At 62.6% G+C, this 15,589-nt stretch carries 14 protein-coding genes; 8 read left to right on the forward strand and 6 right to left on the reverse strand.

The window, feature by feature from the left end; all coding sequences use genetic code 11:
- Nucleotide 1 precedes the first annotated feature (1 nt).
- Nucleotides 2–1,210, forward strand: coding sequence for an MFS transporter (locus tag MKZ87_RS23495; protein ID WP_085703260.1), 1,209 nt, complete (start codon nucleotides 2–4; stop codon nucleotides 1,208–1,210).
- A 5-nt stretch (nucleotides 1,211–1,215) separates the two neighbouring features.
- Here the strand turns inward: MKZ87_RS23495 and MKZ87_RS23500 are convergent, their stop codons facing one another.
- Together MKZ87_RS23500 and MKZ87_RS23505 are read right to left on the reverse strand one after the other, a co-directional pair.
- Nucleotides 1,216–1,761: a cytochrome b gene (locus MKZ87_RS23500; RefSeq protein WP_085703261.1), complete on the reverse strand. Its 546-nt coding sequence runs from the start codon at nucleotides 1,759–1,761 to the stop codon at nucleotides 1,216–1,218.
- Complete coding sequence (locus MKZ87_RS23505; RefSeq protein WP_085703262.1) at nucleotides 1,758–2,852, reverse strand: catalase family peroxidase; 1,095 nt, start codon at nucleotides 2,850–2,852, stop codon at nucleotides 1,758–1,760. Before MKZ87_RS23505 ends, MKZ87_RS23500 begins: the two co-directional genes overlap by 4 nt.
- A gap of 157 nt (nucleotides 2,853–3,009) precedes the next feature.
- On the opposite strand from MKZ87_RS23505, the gene MKZ87_RS23510 reads away from it, so the two are divergent.
- The 4 genes from MKZ87_RS23510 (at nucleotide 3,010) to MKZ87_RS23525 (ending at nucleotide 7,034) form a co-directional block, all read left to right on the forward strand.
- A complete protein-coding gene (locus MKZ87_RS23510; RefSeq protein ID WP_085699036.1) occupies nucleotides 3,010–3,516 on the forward strand; it encodes an RNA polymerase sigma factor in 507 nt (168 codons plus the stop codon).
- On the forward strand, nucleotides 3,513–4,265 hold the full coding sequence (locus MKZ87_RS23515; RefSeq protein WP_085703263.1) for an anti-sigma factor family protein: 753 nt from the start codon (nucleotides 3,513–3,515) through the stop codon (nucleotides 4,263–4,265). Before MKZ87_RS23510 ends, MKZ87_RS23515 begins: the two co-directional genes overlap by 4 nt.
- Nucleotides 4,266–4,525: 260 nt before the next feature.
- Entirely contained in the window at nucleotides 4,526–5,659 is a 1,134-nt protein-coding gene (gene zapE, locus MKZ87_RS23520) for a cell division protein ZapE (protein WP_085703264.1), read from the forward strand.
- Between the two features lie 61 nt (nucleotides 5,660–5,720).
- Complete coding sequence (locus tag MKZ87_RS23525; RefSeq protein WP_085703265.1) at nucleotides 5,721–7,034, forward strand: leucine-rich repeat-containing protein kinase family protein; 1,314 nt, start codon at nucleotides 5,721–5,723, stop codon at nucleotides 7,032–7,034.
- 38 nt (nucleotides 7,035–7,072) lie between these two features.
- On the opposite strand, the gene MKZ87_RS23530 is transcribed toward MKZ87_RS23525, so the two are convergent.
- The gene (locus tag MKZ87_RS23530) at nucleotides 7,073–7,777 is read right to left on the reverse strand and encodes a YebC/PmpR family DNA-binding transcriptional regulator (RefSeq protein WP_027614601.1); all 705 of its coding nucleotides are present in this window, start codon (nucleotides 7,775–7,777) and stop codon (nucleotides 7,073–7,075) included.
- Between the two features lie 220 nt (nucleotides 7,778–7,997).
- On the opposite strand from MKZ87_RS23530, the gene MKZ87_RS23535 reads away from it, so the two are divergent.
- Nucleotides 7,998–9,404 (forward strand): type VI secretion system Vgr family protein, encoded by a 1,407-nt coding sequence (locus MKZ87_RS23535; RefSeq protein WP_085703266.1) that lies wholly within the window; start codon nucleotides 7,998–8,000, stop codon nucleotides 9,402–9,404.
- A gap of 3 nt (nucleotides 9,405–9,407) precedes the next feature.
- Here MKZ87_RS23535 and MKZ87_RS23540 read toward each other — a convergent pair whose 3' ends face one another.
- Together MKZ87_RS23540 and MKZ87_RS23545 are read right to left on the reverse strand one after the other, a co-directional pair.
- Nucleotides 9,408–10,799: an FAD-dependent oxidoreductase gene (locus MKZ87_RS23540; RefSeq protein ID WP_085703267.1), complete on the reverse strand. Its 1,392-nt coding sequence runs from the start codon at nucleotides 10,797–10,799 to the stop codon at nucleotides 9,408–9,410.
- 72 nt (nucleotides 10,800–10,871) lie between these two features.
- On the reverse strand, nucleotides 10,872–12,197 hold the full coding sequence (locus MKZ87_RS23545) for an MFS transporter (protein WP_085703268.1): 1,326 nt from the start codon (nucleotides 12,195–12,197) through the stop codon (nucleotides 10,872–10,874).
- Nucleotides 12,198–12,466: 269 nt separating this feature from the next.
- Between MKZ87_RS23545 and MKZ87_RS23550 the strand changes: the two genes are divergently transcribed.
- On the forward strand, nucleotides 12,467–13,339 hold the full coding sequence (locus MKZ87_RS23550; protein WP_085703269.1) for a LysR family transcriptional regulator: 873 nt from the start codon (nucleotides 12,467–12,469) through the stop codon (nucleotides 13,337–13,339).
- A gap of 104 nt (nucleotides 13,340–13,443) precedes the next feature.
- Here the strand turns inward: MKZ87_RS23550 and MKZ87_RS23555 are convergent, their stop codons facing one another.
- Complete coding sequence (locus tag MKZ87_RS23555) at nucleotides 13,444–14,304, reverse strand: LysR substrate-binding domain-containing protein (RefSeq protein WP_085703270.1); 861 nt, start codon at nucleotides 14,302–14,304, stop codon at nucleotides 13,444–13,446.
- 113 nt (nucleotides 14,305–14,417) lie between these two features.
- Here MKZ87_RS23555 and MKZ87_RS23560 point away from each other — a divergent pair, with 113 nt between their 5' ends.
- Entirely contained in the window at nucleotides 14,418–15,527 is a 1,110-nt protein-coding gene (locus tag MKZ87_RS23560; RefSeq protein WP_085703271.1) for a 2-aminoethylphosphonate--pyruvate transaminase, read from the forward strand.
- Nucleotides 15,528–15,589 lie beyond the last annotated feature (62 nt).

A 15,589-nucleotide genomic window follows, 5' to 3' on the forward strand; every position in this document is an offset into this window, starting at 1 on the left:
CATGAAAACTGCAACACTCGATAACGCTGTCGTACTGCTTTTCGCCATCGCTTGCGGCCTCGCGGTGGGCAACGTGTATTACGCCCAGCCGCTGCTGGATGCGATGGCCGACGCCTTCGGTCTGACGCCGGGCAGCATCGGCATCGTCATGACCTTGACTCAGATCGGTTATGGACTCGGTCTGTTATTGCTCGTGCCCCTCGGCGATCTGCTCAATCGGCGGCGGCTGATCGTCACGCAAACGCTGTTGTCCGCCGCAGCCTTGCTGATGATTGCTCTGGCCCCGAACAGCGCGTGGCTGCTGACCGGCGTCACCCTGACCGGTCTGCTTGCGGTGGTCACCCAGGTGCTGGTCGCCTACGCCGCAACCCTTGCCGTCCCCGCGCAACGCGGAAAGGTTGTCGGCGTGATCACCAGCGGCATCGTCGTCGGCATTCTGCTCGCGCGCACGGTAGCGGGCGGCATGGCTGATCTGGCCGGCTGGCGTTCGATCTATCTGTTGTCGGCGGGATTGACGCTGGTGATGGCCGCGCTGCTGTTTCGGGTATTGCCCAAGGATGAAGAAGCACGACCGGACACGCATTACGTGGCACTGATCACTTCAGTGTTCACTCTGTTTCGTGAGGAGCCGGTGCTGCGTCGACGAGCGATCCTGGCGCTGCTCACCTTCGCCAGCGCCATGGTGCTGTGGACGCCGATGGTGTTGCCGCTGTCCGCCCCGCCGTTGTCGCTTTCCCACAGCGAAATCGGATTGTTCGGACTCGCCGGCGCGGCAGGCGCACTCGCCGCCGCCAGAGCCGGTCACCTGGCGGATCGAGGATGGGGACAGTGGGTCAGCGGTCTGTCACTGTTGCTGATGCTGGGCTCGTGGCTGCCGATCGCACTCACCCAAACTTCGTTGTGGGCGCTGCTGCTTGGCGTCATCACCCTGGATCTGGGCTTGCAGGCCGTGCACGTCGCCAGCCAGAGCATGATCTACAGCGTCCGCCCGGAGGCGCAGAGCCGACTGACCGCCGGCTACATGCTGTTTTACTCCATTGGCAGCGCCTTGGGCTCGATCGCCTCGACGGCCATGTACGCCTGGGCAGGATGGCCGGGCGTCTGCTGGCTGGGTGCCGCAATCAACATGGTCGCGTTGCTTTATTGGTGGCGATCACTGGCCGGACAGAAACGTGGCGAGGCTGTTTGCACCCTCGCCACGTCGGACTGACACAATCAACCGCGATTGCGTCCCCGCAGCATGCTGTCGAGCACTTCGTCGCGGCGCACCCAGCCATGAAACAGCGCCGCCGCCAGATGCAGCAGCACGGTCAGGAACAACAAATACGCCAGATACCCGTGAGCCTTGCGCAGCAACGCAAACACCTGCGCATCCGCCGGCACGATCGACGGCAATTGCAAGGACGCGCCGAGCATCACCGGATCCCCCGCCGCGCTGATCATCGCCCAGCCCAGCAGCGGCAACACCAGCATCAGCGCGTACAGCAACAGATGAGAGGCCTTGGCCGCCAGCACTTGCCAGCCCGGCAGATCCGCTGGCAGCGGCGGCTGACGGGTGCCCAGCCGTACAAGAATGCGCACGACCACCAGCAACAGAATCGCGATGCCCAGCGGCTTGTGCAGATTGATCAGCCATTCATGCCGCGCCGACACCGAGGTCACCATGCCGGCACCGATGAACAACATCGCGATGATCATCAACGCCATCAGCCAGTGCAGCAACCGCGCCAGCGGATTGAAATGAGTCGGTTGCGTGCTCATGGGCGAGCCTCCTTTTTGCCGGTCGGCAGTTGGCTGACTTCGCTGGTGCGACGCAGGTAGGAATCGGCGTAACCGGCCGAGCGCGCGGCCAGCAACGGATCGTCGGAACCCTGAATGCCGGCCGGCAGCACCAGCGGATCGTAGTTGATGTCACGGCATTCACCGCTGAGCTGCGGTTGGGTCTTTTCCAGTACCAGAGTGCCGGCGTTCAACACTTTGCGGCCGGCGGGCCAGGTTTTGCTCGCGTCGTTCACCGGATCGTCGGCGTTGGCCAAGGTGATGTTCAACTGAAAGCGCAGCGGCCCTTCGGCCAGGCGTTGCACCAGGTCCTTCTCAAGGAAGTCGCTTCCTTCAGGCGCAGTCGCACCGGCAGCATCCTGGGCCAGAGGCGTCATGCTCCAGCGCACCGCCTGCTTCTTGCCGCTGGCATCCACCAGATAAAACGCGTTGATGCTGTTGTAGGTTTCCGTCGCGTAACTGGCCGACGGTCTGGCGGTTTTTATCCAGGTCAGAAACGGCACGGTTTCCGGGTGTGCGGCAAAAAATGCCGGCACCTTGGCCGGATCCGGCTTGCCCGTGGCGGGATCCGGCGATTGCGCCTGCTGCAACTGATAGAACGCCTCGGGCGTACCGACCGGGAATACCGGCATGCTGTTCATCCCGGTGCGCCACTGCTGGCCGTTGGCCTGAGTGAAACGCAGCGCCAGACTGCGGATCGGTACGGCGCTGTCCGGTGCGTACGGATTGCCGGCCGGTAGCGCAAAGCGCCCGACCACCGGGGTGCGCGGCTCGTTGAACACTTGCGCGACCGAATACGAGCGAGCCTCACCGCTGCTCTCGAAGTGGCCGATCACGCAAACACCTTTGGCGTGATTACGGCGAAAGCCGGGATGCACGCCGTTGTTCTTTTCCAGCACATCGACCAACGCTTTCGGCGTCAGTCGTTGTGGGTCAAATGAACCATGAACGTAGGCAAACGCCCCGGCCAGGGCTGCGACCACCACGGCGATTCCGCCAAGCCGCAACACCAGGCTCGCGGCACTCAGTGGCGGGCGTTGTGGCCCGCCGGGCGATGAGCTGCGATCAACCATGAAGCACTCCAGGGCCATCGGCCACAAGTAGGAAGAATCAGCAAGACGCACGCCATCGGGATTTATTCCACGGTCCGGTATTTATTTTTCAGAACGTGGAATAACCTCCAATGCCGGACGTCTTCCTAGTCCACAGCGTAGTGACTAGTAGAACTTCATGAGCGAATTCGACGAACAACTGAGAGAAATCATTCCCAGATTGCGGCGCTTTGCCGTGTCGTTGACCCGCAACGGCAGCAGCGCCGACGATCTGGTACAGGCCAGCCTGGAGCGGGCGCTGTCGAGTTGGGGCGACAAACGCGCCGACGGCGATCTGCGCGCCTGGCTGTTTTCGATCCTGTACCGGCAGTTCCTCGATGCGCATCGGCGTTCGCGGCGGTATGCGCGGATGCTCGAGTTCTTCACCGGCCGCGATGACGCCGAGCCCTCGGTGGAACGCACCGTCATTGCCCAATCGACCTTGCAGGTCTTCGACCGACTGCCCACCGAACAGCGCGCGCTGCTGTTGATGGTGTCGGTGGAAGGCCTGACTTATAAGGAGGTCGCCGAGATTCTCGACGTCCCCACCGGCACCGTGATGTCGCGCCTGTCCCGTGCTCGCCAGGCCCTGCGCCAGCTCAGCGACGGGGAAATCAGCAGCCCTTCCTTGCGGATACTCAAATGATCAGTCTGCCTCCCAACGAACGTGACCTGCACGCCTACGTCGACCACCAGCTCAGCGAGGCCGACCGACATGTGCTGGAAACCTGGCTCGCCAGCCATCCGGACGAAGCGGCGCAGGTTCGTGCCTGGCAACAGGATGCCCAGCACCTGCGCGCTGCCCTCGGCGGTGCCTTGCAACAACCGGCCAATCCGAACCTCGATCCGTCGCTGATCCGTCAGCGACTCAAGCGCCAGTCGCGCCGCCAGTGGGCCAGCGCGGCGGTGCTGCTGATTGCCGTCAGCCTCGGCGGTGTCGGTGGCTGGAAAGCTCGGGACATGACCGTGTTTCATCCCCCGGCACCGATGACGGACGCCTTGCAGGCCTACCGTTTGATCGCCCAGCAAGGGCTTCTGCCGGCGGACTACAAGGTCAACGGCGACGGCGACATCCAGCGCTGGCTCGACCGTTACTTCACTCAGGCCAATCGCCTGCCGGACCTGACATCGGCTGGATTTACACCGGTCAGCGGTCGTCTGCTGAGCACCGATGAAGGCCCGGCGGCGATGGTGATGTATGAAGACCAGAGCGGGCACAAGGTCAGTTTCTACGTGCGTCCACCAGGACCGAAAAATACCTTTCTGCCCCGGGGCAGCCGCCAGGACGGAGATCTGCAGGCCGAGTACTGGTCCGGCAAGGGCTACAACTACGCGATGGTCAGCCCGACTGACACACCTGCAGCGAAAATGCTCAAGCAATCCGTAAGCTTCTAGCCGGGTCAGAACCCCACATCCAGCACCACATTGTCCAGGCAGGTTCCAGCGGGCGGTGTGGTCTGGTCGGTGTGGATTCTCGCGTTGTCATTGCGCATTCTGCCCGTCGTTCAGTCCCACGGTGCAGGCACTGCCCTCTACACGCCGCAGCTTGCTCCCCGGAAAAACGATAAAGCGCAGTGGATGCAAAACTACCCGTCTGGTTAAACTACGCCGCCGCGCTCGGGGGGAGCCGGCCCGATGATGACGGAGTGATTGCAGTGCCCGCCCGACCGCCCGAACGTTCGCGTCTGACCCAGCGCTGGTCAGCCTTGCGCCATCTCTTCGGCAAACGCTCCGTTACAAACGCGGGCCAGTGCGCTGCCAGCGCGCAATCGATGCGTGACTATTTCCGGCAAAAGGCCCACGGCCAGGGCTACACCCTCAGCCACAGCCAGCAACGGGTCATCGATTGCATGGCGCAGCAGGCCGGCCTGATGTTTGGCACGCCTGCGCGAACCCCGCGCAGCCTGTATCTGCACGGAGCCGTCGGGCGAGGCAAGAGCTGGTTGCTGGACGGATTCTTCCAGGCATTGCCGATTCAGCAAAAACGCCGTCTGCATTTCCATGGATTCTTCGCCCAACTGCATCAAGGCATGTTCGAGCACCGCGACCGCGACGACGCCCTCGCCGTCACCCTCGATGCGCTGCTGATGGACTGTCGGGTGCTGTGTTTCGATGAATTTCATGTGCATGACATCGGCGATGCGATGCTCATCACCCGATTGTTCAAGGCGTTGTTCAAGCGCGGGATCCTGTTGCTGGTGACCTCCAATTACCCGCCCGAAGGCTTGTTGCCCAACCCGCTGTATCACGCGCGCTTCAAACCGGTGATCGACCTGATCAACGCGCGCATGCAGGTCATGGAAGTCGGCGGCCCGCACGATTACCGCAGCCAGGCGCGCCGGCATGAGCATCAGGTGTTCACCCAGGGCCATTACGTCTGGCCGGCCAGTCCGGCGCAGCGCCTCGCCTTGAACCTGCCGCCACTCGACGCCACACCGTTGCCGCTGGCGGTCGGCAGCCGGCACTTGCAGGCGCGGTTGTGCGAAGGCCGGCGCGTCGGTTTTACCTTCAACGACCTCTGCGAACAGCCCACGGCCGTGATGGATTATCTGGAACTGTGCCGACGCTTCGACCATTGGATCATCGATGAACTGCCGGAGCTGGGCGAATGCTCGATCGCCGCCCAGCAGCGATTCATCAACCTGATCGACGTGCTCTACGATCAGGACAAACACCTGACCCTGCTCGGCCAACGCCCGTTGCACGAAAGCCTCGGCGGTCAGGCGATCGATCTGTCCCGCACCCGCAGCCGACTCGGGCAATTGCGCGAAGTGCACGAACCGGGCTGATTTGCCGTTATCATGCGGCCCATTTCCGGCGCTCTGCGCCTTCTCGATAGCGATCCTGCTCATGCACACCCTTGCACAACTGCGCGCCGGCGAACTGTCGGGCATCACCCGGCTGGACCTGGCCGAAGGCCTGACTGAATTTCCGCCGGAGATTTTCAACCTGGCCGAAACGCTGGAAGTGCTCAACCTCAGCGGCAATGCCCTGAGCAGCCTGCCGGATGACTTGCACCGTCTGACGCACCTGCGCGTGCTGTTCTGCTCCGACAATCAGTTCACGCAATTGCCGGCGTGTCTGGGCCAGTGCCAGGCGCTGACGATGATCGGTTTCAAGGCCAACCGGATCACTCAAGTGCCCGGCGCGGCGCTGCCGCCGAACCTGCGCTGGCTGATCCTCACCGACAACGCCATCGAAACCCTGCCCACGGAACTGGGCGAGCGCCCGTTGCTGCAAAAACTCATGCTCGCCGGCAATCGGTTGCGCGCCCTGCCGCCGTCACTGAGCCAGTGCCATCGGCTGGAGCTGATCCGCATCGCCGCCAACCAGCTGACCGAACTGCCGCAATGGCTGCTGACCCTGCCGAGCCTGACCTGGCTGGCCTACGCCGGTAATCCGCTGGAAACCGAAGCCGATGCCGCCGCCCTCGATGCCGCGCCCCTGATCGACTGGTCGGCGCTGCAGCTGGAGCAACGGCTGGGCGAAGGCGCTTCCGGAGTCATTTACCGGGCGCAGTGGCAACCTGCCGATCAGGCGGCCGCGCCCGTGGCAGTCAAGTTGTACAAGGGTGAAATGACCAGTGACGGTTCGCCGCTGCATGAAATGAACGCGTGCATCACCGCCGGGCTGCACCCGAACCTGATCCGCGTCGAAGGTCGCATCGACCGGCATCCCGATGGCCAGCAAGGCCTGGTGATGCAGTTGATCGATCCGAGCTTCCGCAATTTGGCCGGGCTGCCGAGCCTGGCATCCTGTTCACGGGATGTGTATGCCGACGATTGCCGCTTCAGCGCCGACGTTGCCCTGCGCATTGCCCGGGGCATCGCCTCGGTCGCCGGGCATCTGCACGGTCACGGCATCACCCATGGCGATCTCTACGGACACAACATTCTGTTGAACGATCAGGGCGACTGTCTGCTGGGGGACTTTGGTGCGGCATCGTTCCACGCCACGGCGGACACGCCTGAAACCCGCGCGCTGCAACGCCTTGAAGTGCGGGCGTTCGGGATTTTGCTGGGGGAATTGCTGGCGCGCATCGACTCGGGGTTGAGCGATGAACAGCGTCAGGTGCTGGAAGCCCTGGAACAGCGCTGCTGTCAGCCGGATGTACTGGCGCGGCCGGGGTTTGGCGAGATCAGCCTGGCGTTGCAAGACGCCTGAAAAAAATCGCAGCCCGAGGGCTGCGATTTTCTGGTGTGTCAGCCGGCGAGACCAACGAACATGTCTTGCACGTCGTCATGGTTGTCCAGGCCTTCCAGGAATGCCTCGACTTCTGCCATCTGCTCGGCGCTCAGGCCGCTGACCGGGTTCTTCGGCTGGTAGCCCAGTTTGGCCGACAGCACGGTGAAGCCTTGTTCCGGCAGGGCTTTCTGCACGGCATCGAGGTCGGTCGGGTCGGTCAGGAACAGGGTCGCGCCCTCTTCGCCCGGCTCGAAATCCTGGGCGCCGGCTTCGATCGCGGCCATTTCCGGATCCGCATCCGGGGTGTCCGGCGACGCTTCGATCATGCCGACATGGTTGAAGTCCCACGCAACGGAACCGGAAGCACCCAGTTGGCCCTTGCGGAACGCCACGCGAATTTCCGCCACGGTACGGTTGATGTTGTCGGTCACGCACTCGACGATCAGCGGCACCTGATGCGGTGCGAAACCTTCGTAAGTCACGCGATGGTACTGAACGGTTTCACCCAGCAGGCCAGCACCCTTCTTGATGGCGCGATCCAGGGTTTCCTTGGGCATCGAGGCTTTCTTGGCCTGTTCGACCACCAGACGCAGGTGTGCGTTGGTGGCGGTATCGGCACCGTTACGCGCAGCAATGGTGATTTCCTTCACCAGTTTGCCGAAGATCTTGCCCTTGGCGTTGGCTGCCGCTTCTTTGTGTTTAACCTTCCACTGTGCGCCCATTACTCACTCTCTTGATCTGTGGCGCCGAGACATCTATTGGCCGACGCATGGCGCCAAGTTTATACGGCCTAAAGTCGGCAATCGACCAAAAATTCCGATGCGCATCGACATCTTCTACACGCCTTGTAGGGCAATTCTGAAAAACCGGTTTGCCACGTCCATTCAACGTCGTGTTTTCGTACCCTCTGTGGCCCGTATCGCCTGAACAGAGCCCGCTCGAATGCTCAATGACAAGGAAAGTCCGTTTTCGCTGACCCTGGCCGAGGGCGGGATAAACCTGCCGGTCCTGCGCTTCAGCGGTCATGAAGCGCTGAATCAGCCCTATCGGTTCGAGATCGAAGTCATGGGCCTGGCGCCCGCCTGGTCCCCCGGCACGCTGCTGCATCAGGCGGCATTTCTGCACCTGGATGATGACCACGGAATTCACGGCATCATTCAAAGTGCCAGCTGCGAATACCGCGCAACACACCGGATCGCCTACCAACTGGTGCTGATGCCGTATCTGCAGGCGCTGGAGCAACACCCTGTTCGCCGGGTCTTCACGCAACTGAACGTGCCCGCCATCCTTGAACAACTGCTCAGCGAACATCACCTGCCCGCCGACAGCTATCGGATCGAGATGACTGTCGGCCACTACCCGCCGCGCCCGTTCTGCATTCAATACGAAGAAACCGATCTGGCCTTTTTGCAACGGCTTTGCGAAGAGGAAGGCATCCACTATCACTTCGAACATCAGCCGGACGGCCACGTGGTGGTGTTCGCCGATGACAGCCTGAGCCTGCCGCAGCAACCGACAGCGATTCCTTTCAACACGCAGATCGATGCGCCAGCAACCGGCCTCAGCAGCCTGTTCCAGCGCCATGAGGCGGTGCTGCCTCAGATTCCTGCCGGAGTGCGTGAGCGAGGGTATTCGATTGCGGGCCAGGACGCTGCCAATCACACGCTGGGCAGTGCCATCGCCCCTCCGGGATTTCTGCCGACTGCGCAACGTCACGCGGCCCAGCGCAGTCGTCGCCTGCTGGAACGCCAACGCTGCAGGTCACGCTCGATCCACGGCCGCAGCGATTGCCCGCGACTGCTCAGCGGGCGTCTGGTGCAAGTCATGGAGCACCCGGTAAACGCGTTCAACGAGCAATGGTTGATCACCGACTTGCGTCATCAAGGCCAGCAACCTTCCATTCTCGATCCCGTTCAGACGGTTCGCCGTTATCACAACGACTTTACGGCGCTGCCCTGGTCGACCCCGTTTCGCCCGCCGCCGAAACAACCGCGCCCTGCAATTCCGGGGTATCAGTCGGCGCAGGTACTCGGCGTGCCGGGGCAACCGGCGCAAGTGGACGATCAGGGGCGGATCGCCGTCCGGTTATGGCCCGATCATGCGAATGCCAGCGCCAGCGAAGTGCTGTGGTTGGCGGTGGTCATGCCCCATGCCGGCAGCGGCCTGGCTCGGGAAAATCTGCCCTGCGCCGGCAGCGAGGTCTGGGTGAGTTTTCTCGACAGCGATCCCGACCGGCCGATCCTCTGCCTCGACGCCTGCCGCCCGCGAACATCGCAGCCCACGGAAACCGAGCCTGACGACGACTTATTGCTCGACTGGCTGCTCAACCGCTACGCCCCGCCCCGTTGACCATCAACCTTTGTCAGCCTTGCCCGCCGCAGCAGCAAATTTCGCCAGATGCACATCAAGGTGCCGGGGCCGACGACCGTGATCCTCGGCGCGCTCCTTGCGGCGAATGGCGTTGCGCACCATCAGCGAGCCGAGGTAGCGAATCGGTTCCGGCGGGAAGTAACCCAGCGGCCCGTTGACCAGCGGTGAACGCGTCCATGGGTTGTCGAGACCTTGCACCAGCGAAGCGAGAATCTGCCCGCCCATGTGGCACGGTCCGACGCCGCTGCCGGAATAACCGAAACCGTAGAACACGTTGCCGCCGGCACTCATCTGGCCGAAGAACGGCAGGCCGGTGACTGACCGATCCGATGGGCCATTCCAGGTTGCGTCGATCTTCACATCGGCAAAAGCCGGGAAGAAATCGTCGAGGCTGCGCTTGAGCAATCCGGCGTAAGGTGATGGCTGGTCGAATACCGGCAGCATCCGCCCGCCGTAAGCGAAGGTATTGCCGCCCTTGCCGAGCATGATCCGGCCGTCCGGGGTGTTGTGGTAGTAGTGCACGAAAATCCGCGAATCAAGCACGGTCACGCCGCTGGTCAAACCGATTTCCTGCAACAGATCCGGACGCGGTTCGGTGACCAGCATGTCACTGGAAACGATCGCCACACTGCGCTCGAACTGCGGGAAAGCGCGGGCCAGCCACGCGTTCATCGCCAGTACCACGCGGTCGGCGGTCACGCAGCCGTTCGCCGTATGAAGGCGCGCCGGACGGCCTTCCTCCAGCCCGGTCATCGCCGTGCCTTCATGAATCCGCACGCCCAGTTGCAACGCCACCCGGCGCAAGCCACGTACCAGTTTGCCCGGCTGCACGCTGGCGGCGGCTGGCGAAAACCAGCCTTCCAGGTGTTTTTCCGAACCGGCCATGCGCTGCACATCAGCGACCGGACGCTGGGTAAACGAGTTGATGCCGTTGCGCTCCAGCGCCGCAATCACCGCATCGGTGGAGCCGCATTGCGCGCGGTTGGTGGCGGTGTAAAGCGTGCCATCGAGACGGTAATCCGCATCGACGCCGTACTGCTCGCAGAACTCGCCGATGGCGTGGATGCTGCGCTCCGATTCCTTGACCAGCCGCACCGCCTCTTCGACGCCGAACAGCCGCTCAAGGGTGAAATACTTCGCCGACCACGACAGCGCACAACCGCCATTGCGCCCACTGGCGCCGGCGCCGCAGATGTCGGCCTCAATCAGCAACACATCAAGTTCGGGGTTCTGCTGCTTGAGCATGATCGCCGTCCACAACCCAGTGTAACCGCCGCCGACGATGCACACGTCGGCGCGCACATCTCCTTGCAGCGGCGCGCAAGGTTCGGACGTGTCGAGTTGCAAAGCCTGCTCCAGCCAAAACGGTCTCATGGGAGTTCTCCAGTCAGTCGGCCACGGCACAGCCTGCCGCGAATGGCGCAGCAGGCCGCGAGGCAGGTTTATTCAGTTACGCAGGGGTTTGATGGTCAGGGCCCGATTGGGCACCGAAGCACGGGGTTCCATGACGCCGACCGGGCGACTGTTCCAGTGCGGAATCAGCACCAGCGCCGAGAACAGCGCGCAACCGGCGAACACGATGAACACCGTCACCGAGTCGAAGTATCCCGGCAGCAAACCACCGAGCACCGCACCGACCGAGCCGCAGCCGTTGACGAATCCGGCCGCCGTGGCGCCGGCCTTGGCCTTGCCGAAATCGATGGCGGCCGCGCCGCTGATCATCGAGTCCGGGCCATACAGGGTCAGGCCCATCACGAACAACAATGCCACCACCAGCATGACGCTGCCGGTGTGCAAGGCGCCCATGAACAACGCGAGGGTCACGGTCAGCGCCAGCAGGCTCAACACGCAGGCCGGCATGCGTCGGGCTCCGAACAGTTTGTCTGAAGCCAGGCCGATCATGATCGGGCCCAGCAGGCCGGCCAGTTCAAACGCGGTGGGGATGATCGCCGCGCCGACCTTGCCGACCGAAGGCATCTGTTCGAACACGATCACCGGGCCCCACAGCAGAATCGCGTAACGCGCCGGTTTCAACAGAAAATACGCCAGCCCCAGCACCAGCACCGTGCGGTTGCGCAGGATTTCCTTGAGCGGTTCCCAGACGCTGAGTTTGCTGTTGGCTTCGGCTTCCTCGGCGCTGATGACCGGCTCCGGCTCCACGGCGGGCAAGCCGACATCTTCCGGTTTGTTGCGCTGAAAGATGAAGAACAGCACCGCCACCAACGCGACCACCGCCGCACTGGAAATGAACGCCGCGTGCCAGGTACCGACCAGTGTGTAAGCCCACCAACCGGCGAACGGTGACGCCACCAGGCCGCCAAACGCGTAGCAGGAACTCCATAACCCAAGCACCCGCCCGCGCTGTTCGGCGGGGAAGAAACTGCCGAGGTTCTTGCACAATCCCGACCATCCGGTGGACTGCGCCAGCCCCTGAATCAGCATGCAGGTCGCGAAGATCGGCAAGGTCGCGAAGCTGCCCATCACCAGCGCCGCAGCGGCGGAAATCAGCAAGCCGCCGAGGACCACGACCCGTGGACCAAAGCGGTCGGCGAGCATGCCCCAGGTGAACTGACCGATGGCGTAAGCCGCCAGATAAATCGCGTCGAGGTTGGCCATCGCCATTTTGTCGAGCATGAAGGTGGGGTCTTCTGCGATGCCCAGTTTGGCCACCGAAAAGGCTTTGCGGGTGAAATAGAACGCGGCGTAAGCGAGCCAGGTGACAGCGAAGATCTGCATGCGCCAACGCGCAAGGGTGCCGATGTGCTTGTTCATTGTGGTTCTGACCTCAGGGTGTGAGTGTGCCGGCAGAATCGTTAAGTAAACGCCTGTGTTTTTATTGTTGAGCACTGCGATATCACCCCGTCCCTTCGGCGATACCGGTCAGATGAGTCCTGCTGTTGCACGCACAGGCTCATGGCCAGCGTCGCTGCCCGACCGGGCAGTCAGCGTTGGCGTGAGCGGATCAAAGCAATTACTGTTTAATAAATAAAATCGATTTATCGTATTTCACACATAAGCTCAGCTTGTTACTGGAGTCAGAAATGTCGGTTTCACACGCACAGCTCAAAGCCTTTCACGCGGTCGCCGTGCACGGAAGCTTCACCAAAGCCGCCGAGCGGCTTTATCTGACGCAACCGGCGATTTCCGACCAGGTGCGCAAACTCGAAGAACGTTTCGGTGTGTTGCTGTTCCATCGCAACAAACGCTCGGTCCGTTTGACGGATCTGGGCGAACGCCTGCTGGCGATCACCCAGCGTCTGTTCGTGGTCGAGGCCGAAGCCCAGGAGCTGCTGCAGGAATCCCAGGCCTTGCAGACCGGCAGCCTGATTCTGGCGGTGGATGCGCCGGTACACGTGTTGCCGCAGATTGCCCGGTTCTGCGAACGCTACCCGGGGATCAGCGTGAAGATCGAGACTGGCAATACCGATGAATCGCTGTTTCGGCTGTTCAACTATCAGGCTGATCTGGCGTTGCTTGGGCGCGATGTCAGCGATGAACGTCTGCTGTGCGTGCCGCTGCGCAATGATCCGATGGTGGCGTTTGTCTCGCGTCATCATCCGTGGGCCGAGCGCGAGTCGATCTGCCTGGCAGACCTGGATGACACGCCGCTGGTACTGCGCGAACACGGTTCAGTGACTCGCCAGACCCTGGAAGAAGAAATGGCCCGCGCCGGTTTCCGCATCCGCCCGGCGATCCAGGTCGAAGGCCGGGAAGCGGCGCGGGAAGCGGTGGTCGTGGGGATTGGCGTGGGCGTGGTGTCGGCGGCAGAGTTTGGTGCGGACTCACGGGTTTGCGCGCTGCCGATCACCGACTGCACCCGGCGCTTGACCGAAACACTGGTGTGCCTGCGCGAGCAGAGTTCGCGGCGGGTGGTGGCGACGTTTCTCGAGATGGTTCGCGAAAGCCTTGCGTAGTCAGTTCCGGCCCCTTCCCGAGCAAGCTCGGTCCCACACTGGAGCCGCGGCGTGCACAAACCCTGTGGGAGCGAGCTTGCTCGCGAATGGCCGCGATACGGTTATCAGTTGGGAGCCAATCCGAAAAACGCCTGAATCAACCGCAACTCCCGCCGCCGCTCCACGCAGCCGAGCATGTGCCGGTTCACCAGCCCCTCTCCCGCAATGGGAATCGCGACGACACGGGGGTCATGGCTGACCTCCACCGATGACACCACCCCGACCCCCAACTCAGCTGCCACCGCTTCAGTAACCGCCTCGCGACTGTCCAGTTCCAGCAACACCCGTGGGCTGACCGACGCTTGCGCACAGGCCTGATCAAACGTGCGCCGGGTAATCGAACTCGGCTCGCGCAAGACCATGATCACCTGATCCAGCTCCTTGAGCCTGACCTCACCGCTGCGAGCCGCCCACGGATGCCCCGCCGGCACCAGCGCGCAGATCCGCGATTCGCTCAGCGCTTGCAGGTGCAGCCCCTTGCGCGATTCGACTTCGGTCAGCACCGCCACATCAGCATGCTCGGACAACAACGCTGCCAACGTTTCCTGAGCATTGCCCAATCGCAGATTCACCGTGATCCCCGGATAGCGTGCCCGCAGGCTCGCGAGCATCGGCATAACCATGTGCGGGCCGTCCGCCGCGACCTCAAGACGTCCGGTCAGCAACTGCCGATTGGCCTCGAGCAACGCCTGCGCCTCTTCGGCCATGCCGAACATCGCCCGGGTGATCGCTGCCAGTTTGGTGCCCTCCTCCGTCAGCTCGACCCGGCGCGCCGTCCGTCGCAACAGCGTGATCTGGTAATGCTCCTCCAGCGCCTTGATGTGCCCGGTGACCGCCGGCTGGCTGATGAACAACCGCGCAGCCGCACGGGTAAAGCTGCCTTCCCGGGCCACGGCGTCGAAGGCGCGGAGCTGGAACAGGTTCATGAATAACCCTCACTGATGGCTGGCATAACAACAAACAATTTGATTGATGATCCGCCGAATTGCAACGTAGGCCCCGTAGCTTCATCCCACAGCGCTATCGCGAGGACACACGAATGAGTACTGCCGCACCCATCCTGCTCACTCCCGGCCCGTTGACCACCTCGGCCCGCACCCGTCAGTCGATGCTGGTCGACTGGGGTTCATGGGATGACCGCTTCAACCAATTGACCGCCAGCCTGTGCGAGCAACTGCTGGCCATCATCAACGGCGCCGCCACTCACCACTGCGTACCGTTGCAGGGCAGCGGCACCTTCGCCGTCGAAGCCGCGATCGGCACCCTCGTCCCCCGCGACGGCAAGGTGCTGGTGCTGATCAACGGTGCTTACGGCAAGCGTCTGGCGAAAATCTGCGAAGTGCTCGGCCGCCCGTTCAGCACCTTTGAAACCGCTGAAGACGAACCGACCACCGCCGCCGACGTCGACCGCCTGCTGCGCGCCGACAGCGACATCACCCACGTCGCGCTGATCCACTGCGAAACCAGCACCGGCATTCTCAATCCACTGCCGGAAATCGCTCAGGTCGTCGAACAGCACGGCAAACGCCTGATCATCGATGCCATGAGTTCCTTCGGCGCGTTGCCGGTGGATGCGCAAAAAGTCCCGTTCGATGCGCTGATCGCCGCCTCCGGCAAATGCCTGGAAGGCGTGCCGGGCATGGGTTTCGTGTTTGCTCGCAAAGAATCGTTGGCCGCAGCCGCCGACAACTCGCATTCGTTGGCGATGGATTTGTTCGACCAGCACAGCTACATGAAAAAGACCGGCCAGTGGCGCTTCACCCCGCCGACCCACGTGGTCGCGGCGCTGCACGAAGCCCTGCTGCAATACAACGAAGAAGGCGGCCTGCCGGCGCGGCATGCGCGTTACGCCGCCAACTGCCAGGCGCTGATGGAAGAGATGGGCAAGCTCGGCTTGCGCAGTTTCCTGCCCTCCGCGATCCAGGCGCCGATCATTGCGACCTTCCACGCACCGAAAGATCCGCGCTACCAGTTCAAGGACTTCTACGAACGGGTCAAGGCCAAGGGCTACATCCTCTATCCCGGCAAGTTGACCCAGGTCGAAACCTTCCGCGTCGGCTGCATCGGCCACGTCACCCCGGCGCAGATGCGCGAAGCCGTCGCAGCGGTGGGTGAAGTGCTGCGCGAGATGGAAGTGCTCGATATTTAAGCCACCCACTGTGGGAGCGAGCTTGCTCGCGAATGCGGTCACACATTCAACCTAGATGCCAA

Source organism: Pseudomonas sp. MCal1 (assembly GCF_026341415.1).
GTDB lineage: Bacteria > Pseudomonadota > Gammaproteobacteria > Pseudomonadales > Pseudomonadaceae > Aquipseudomonas.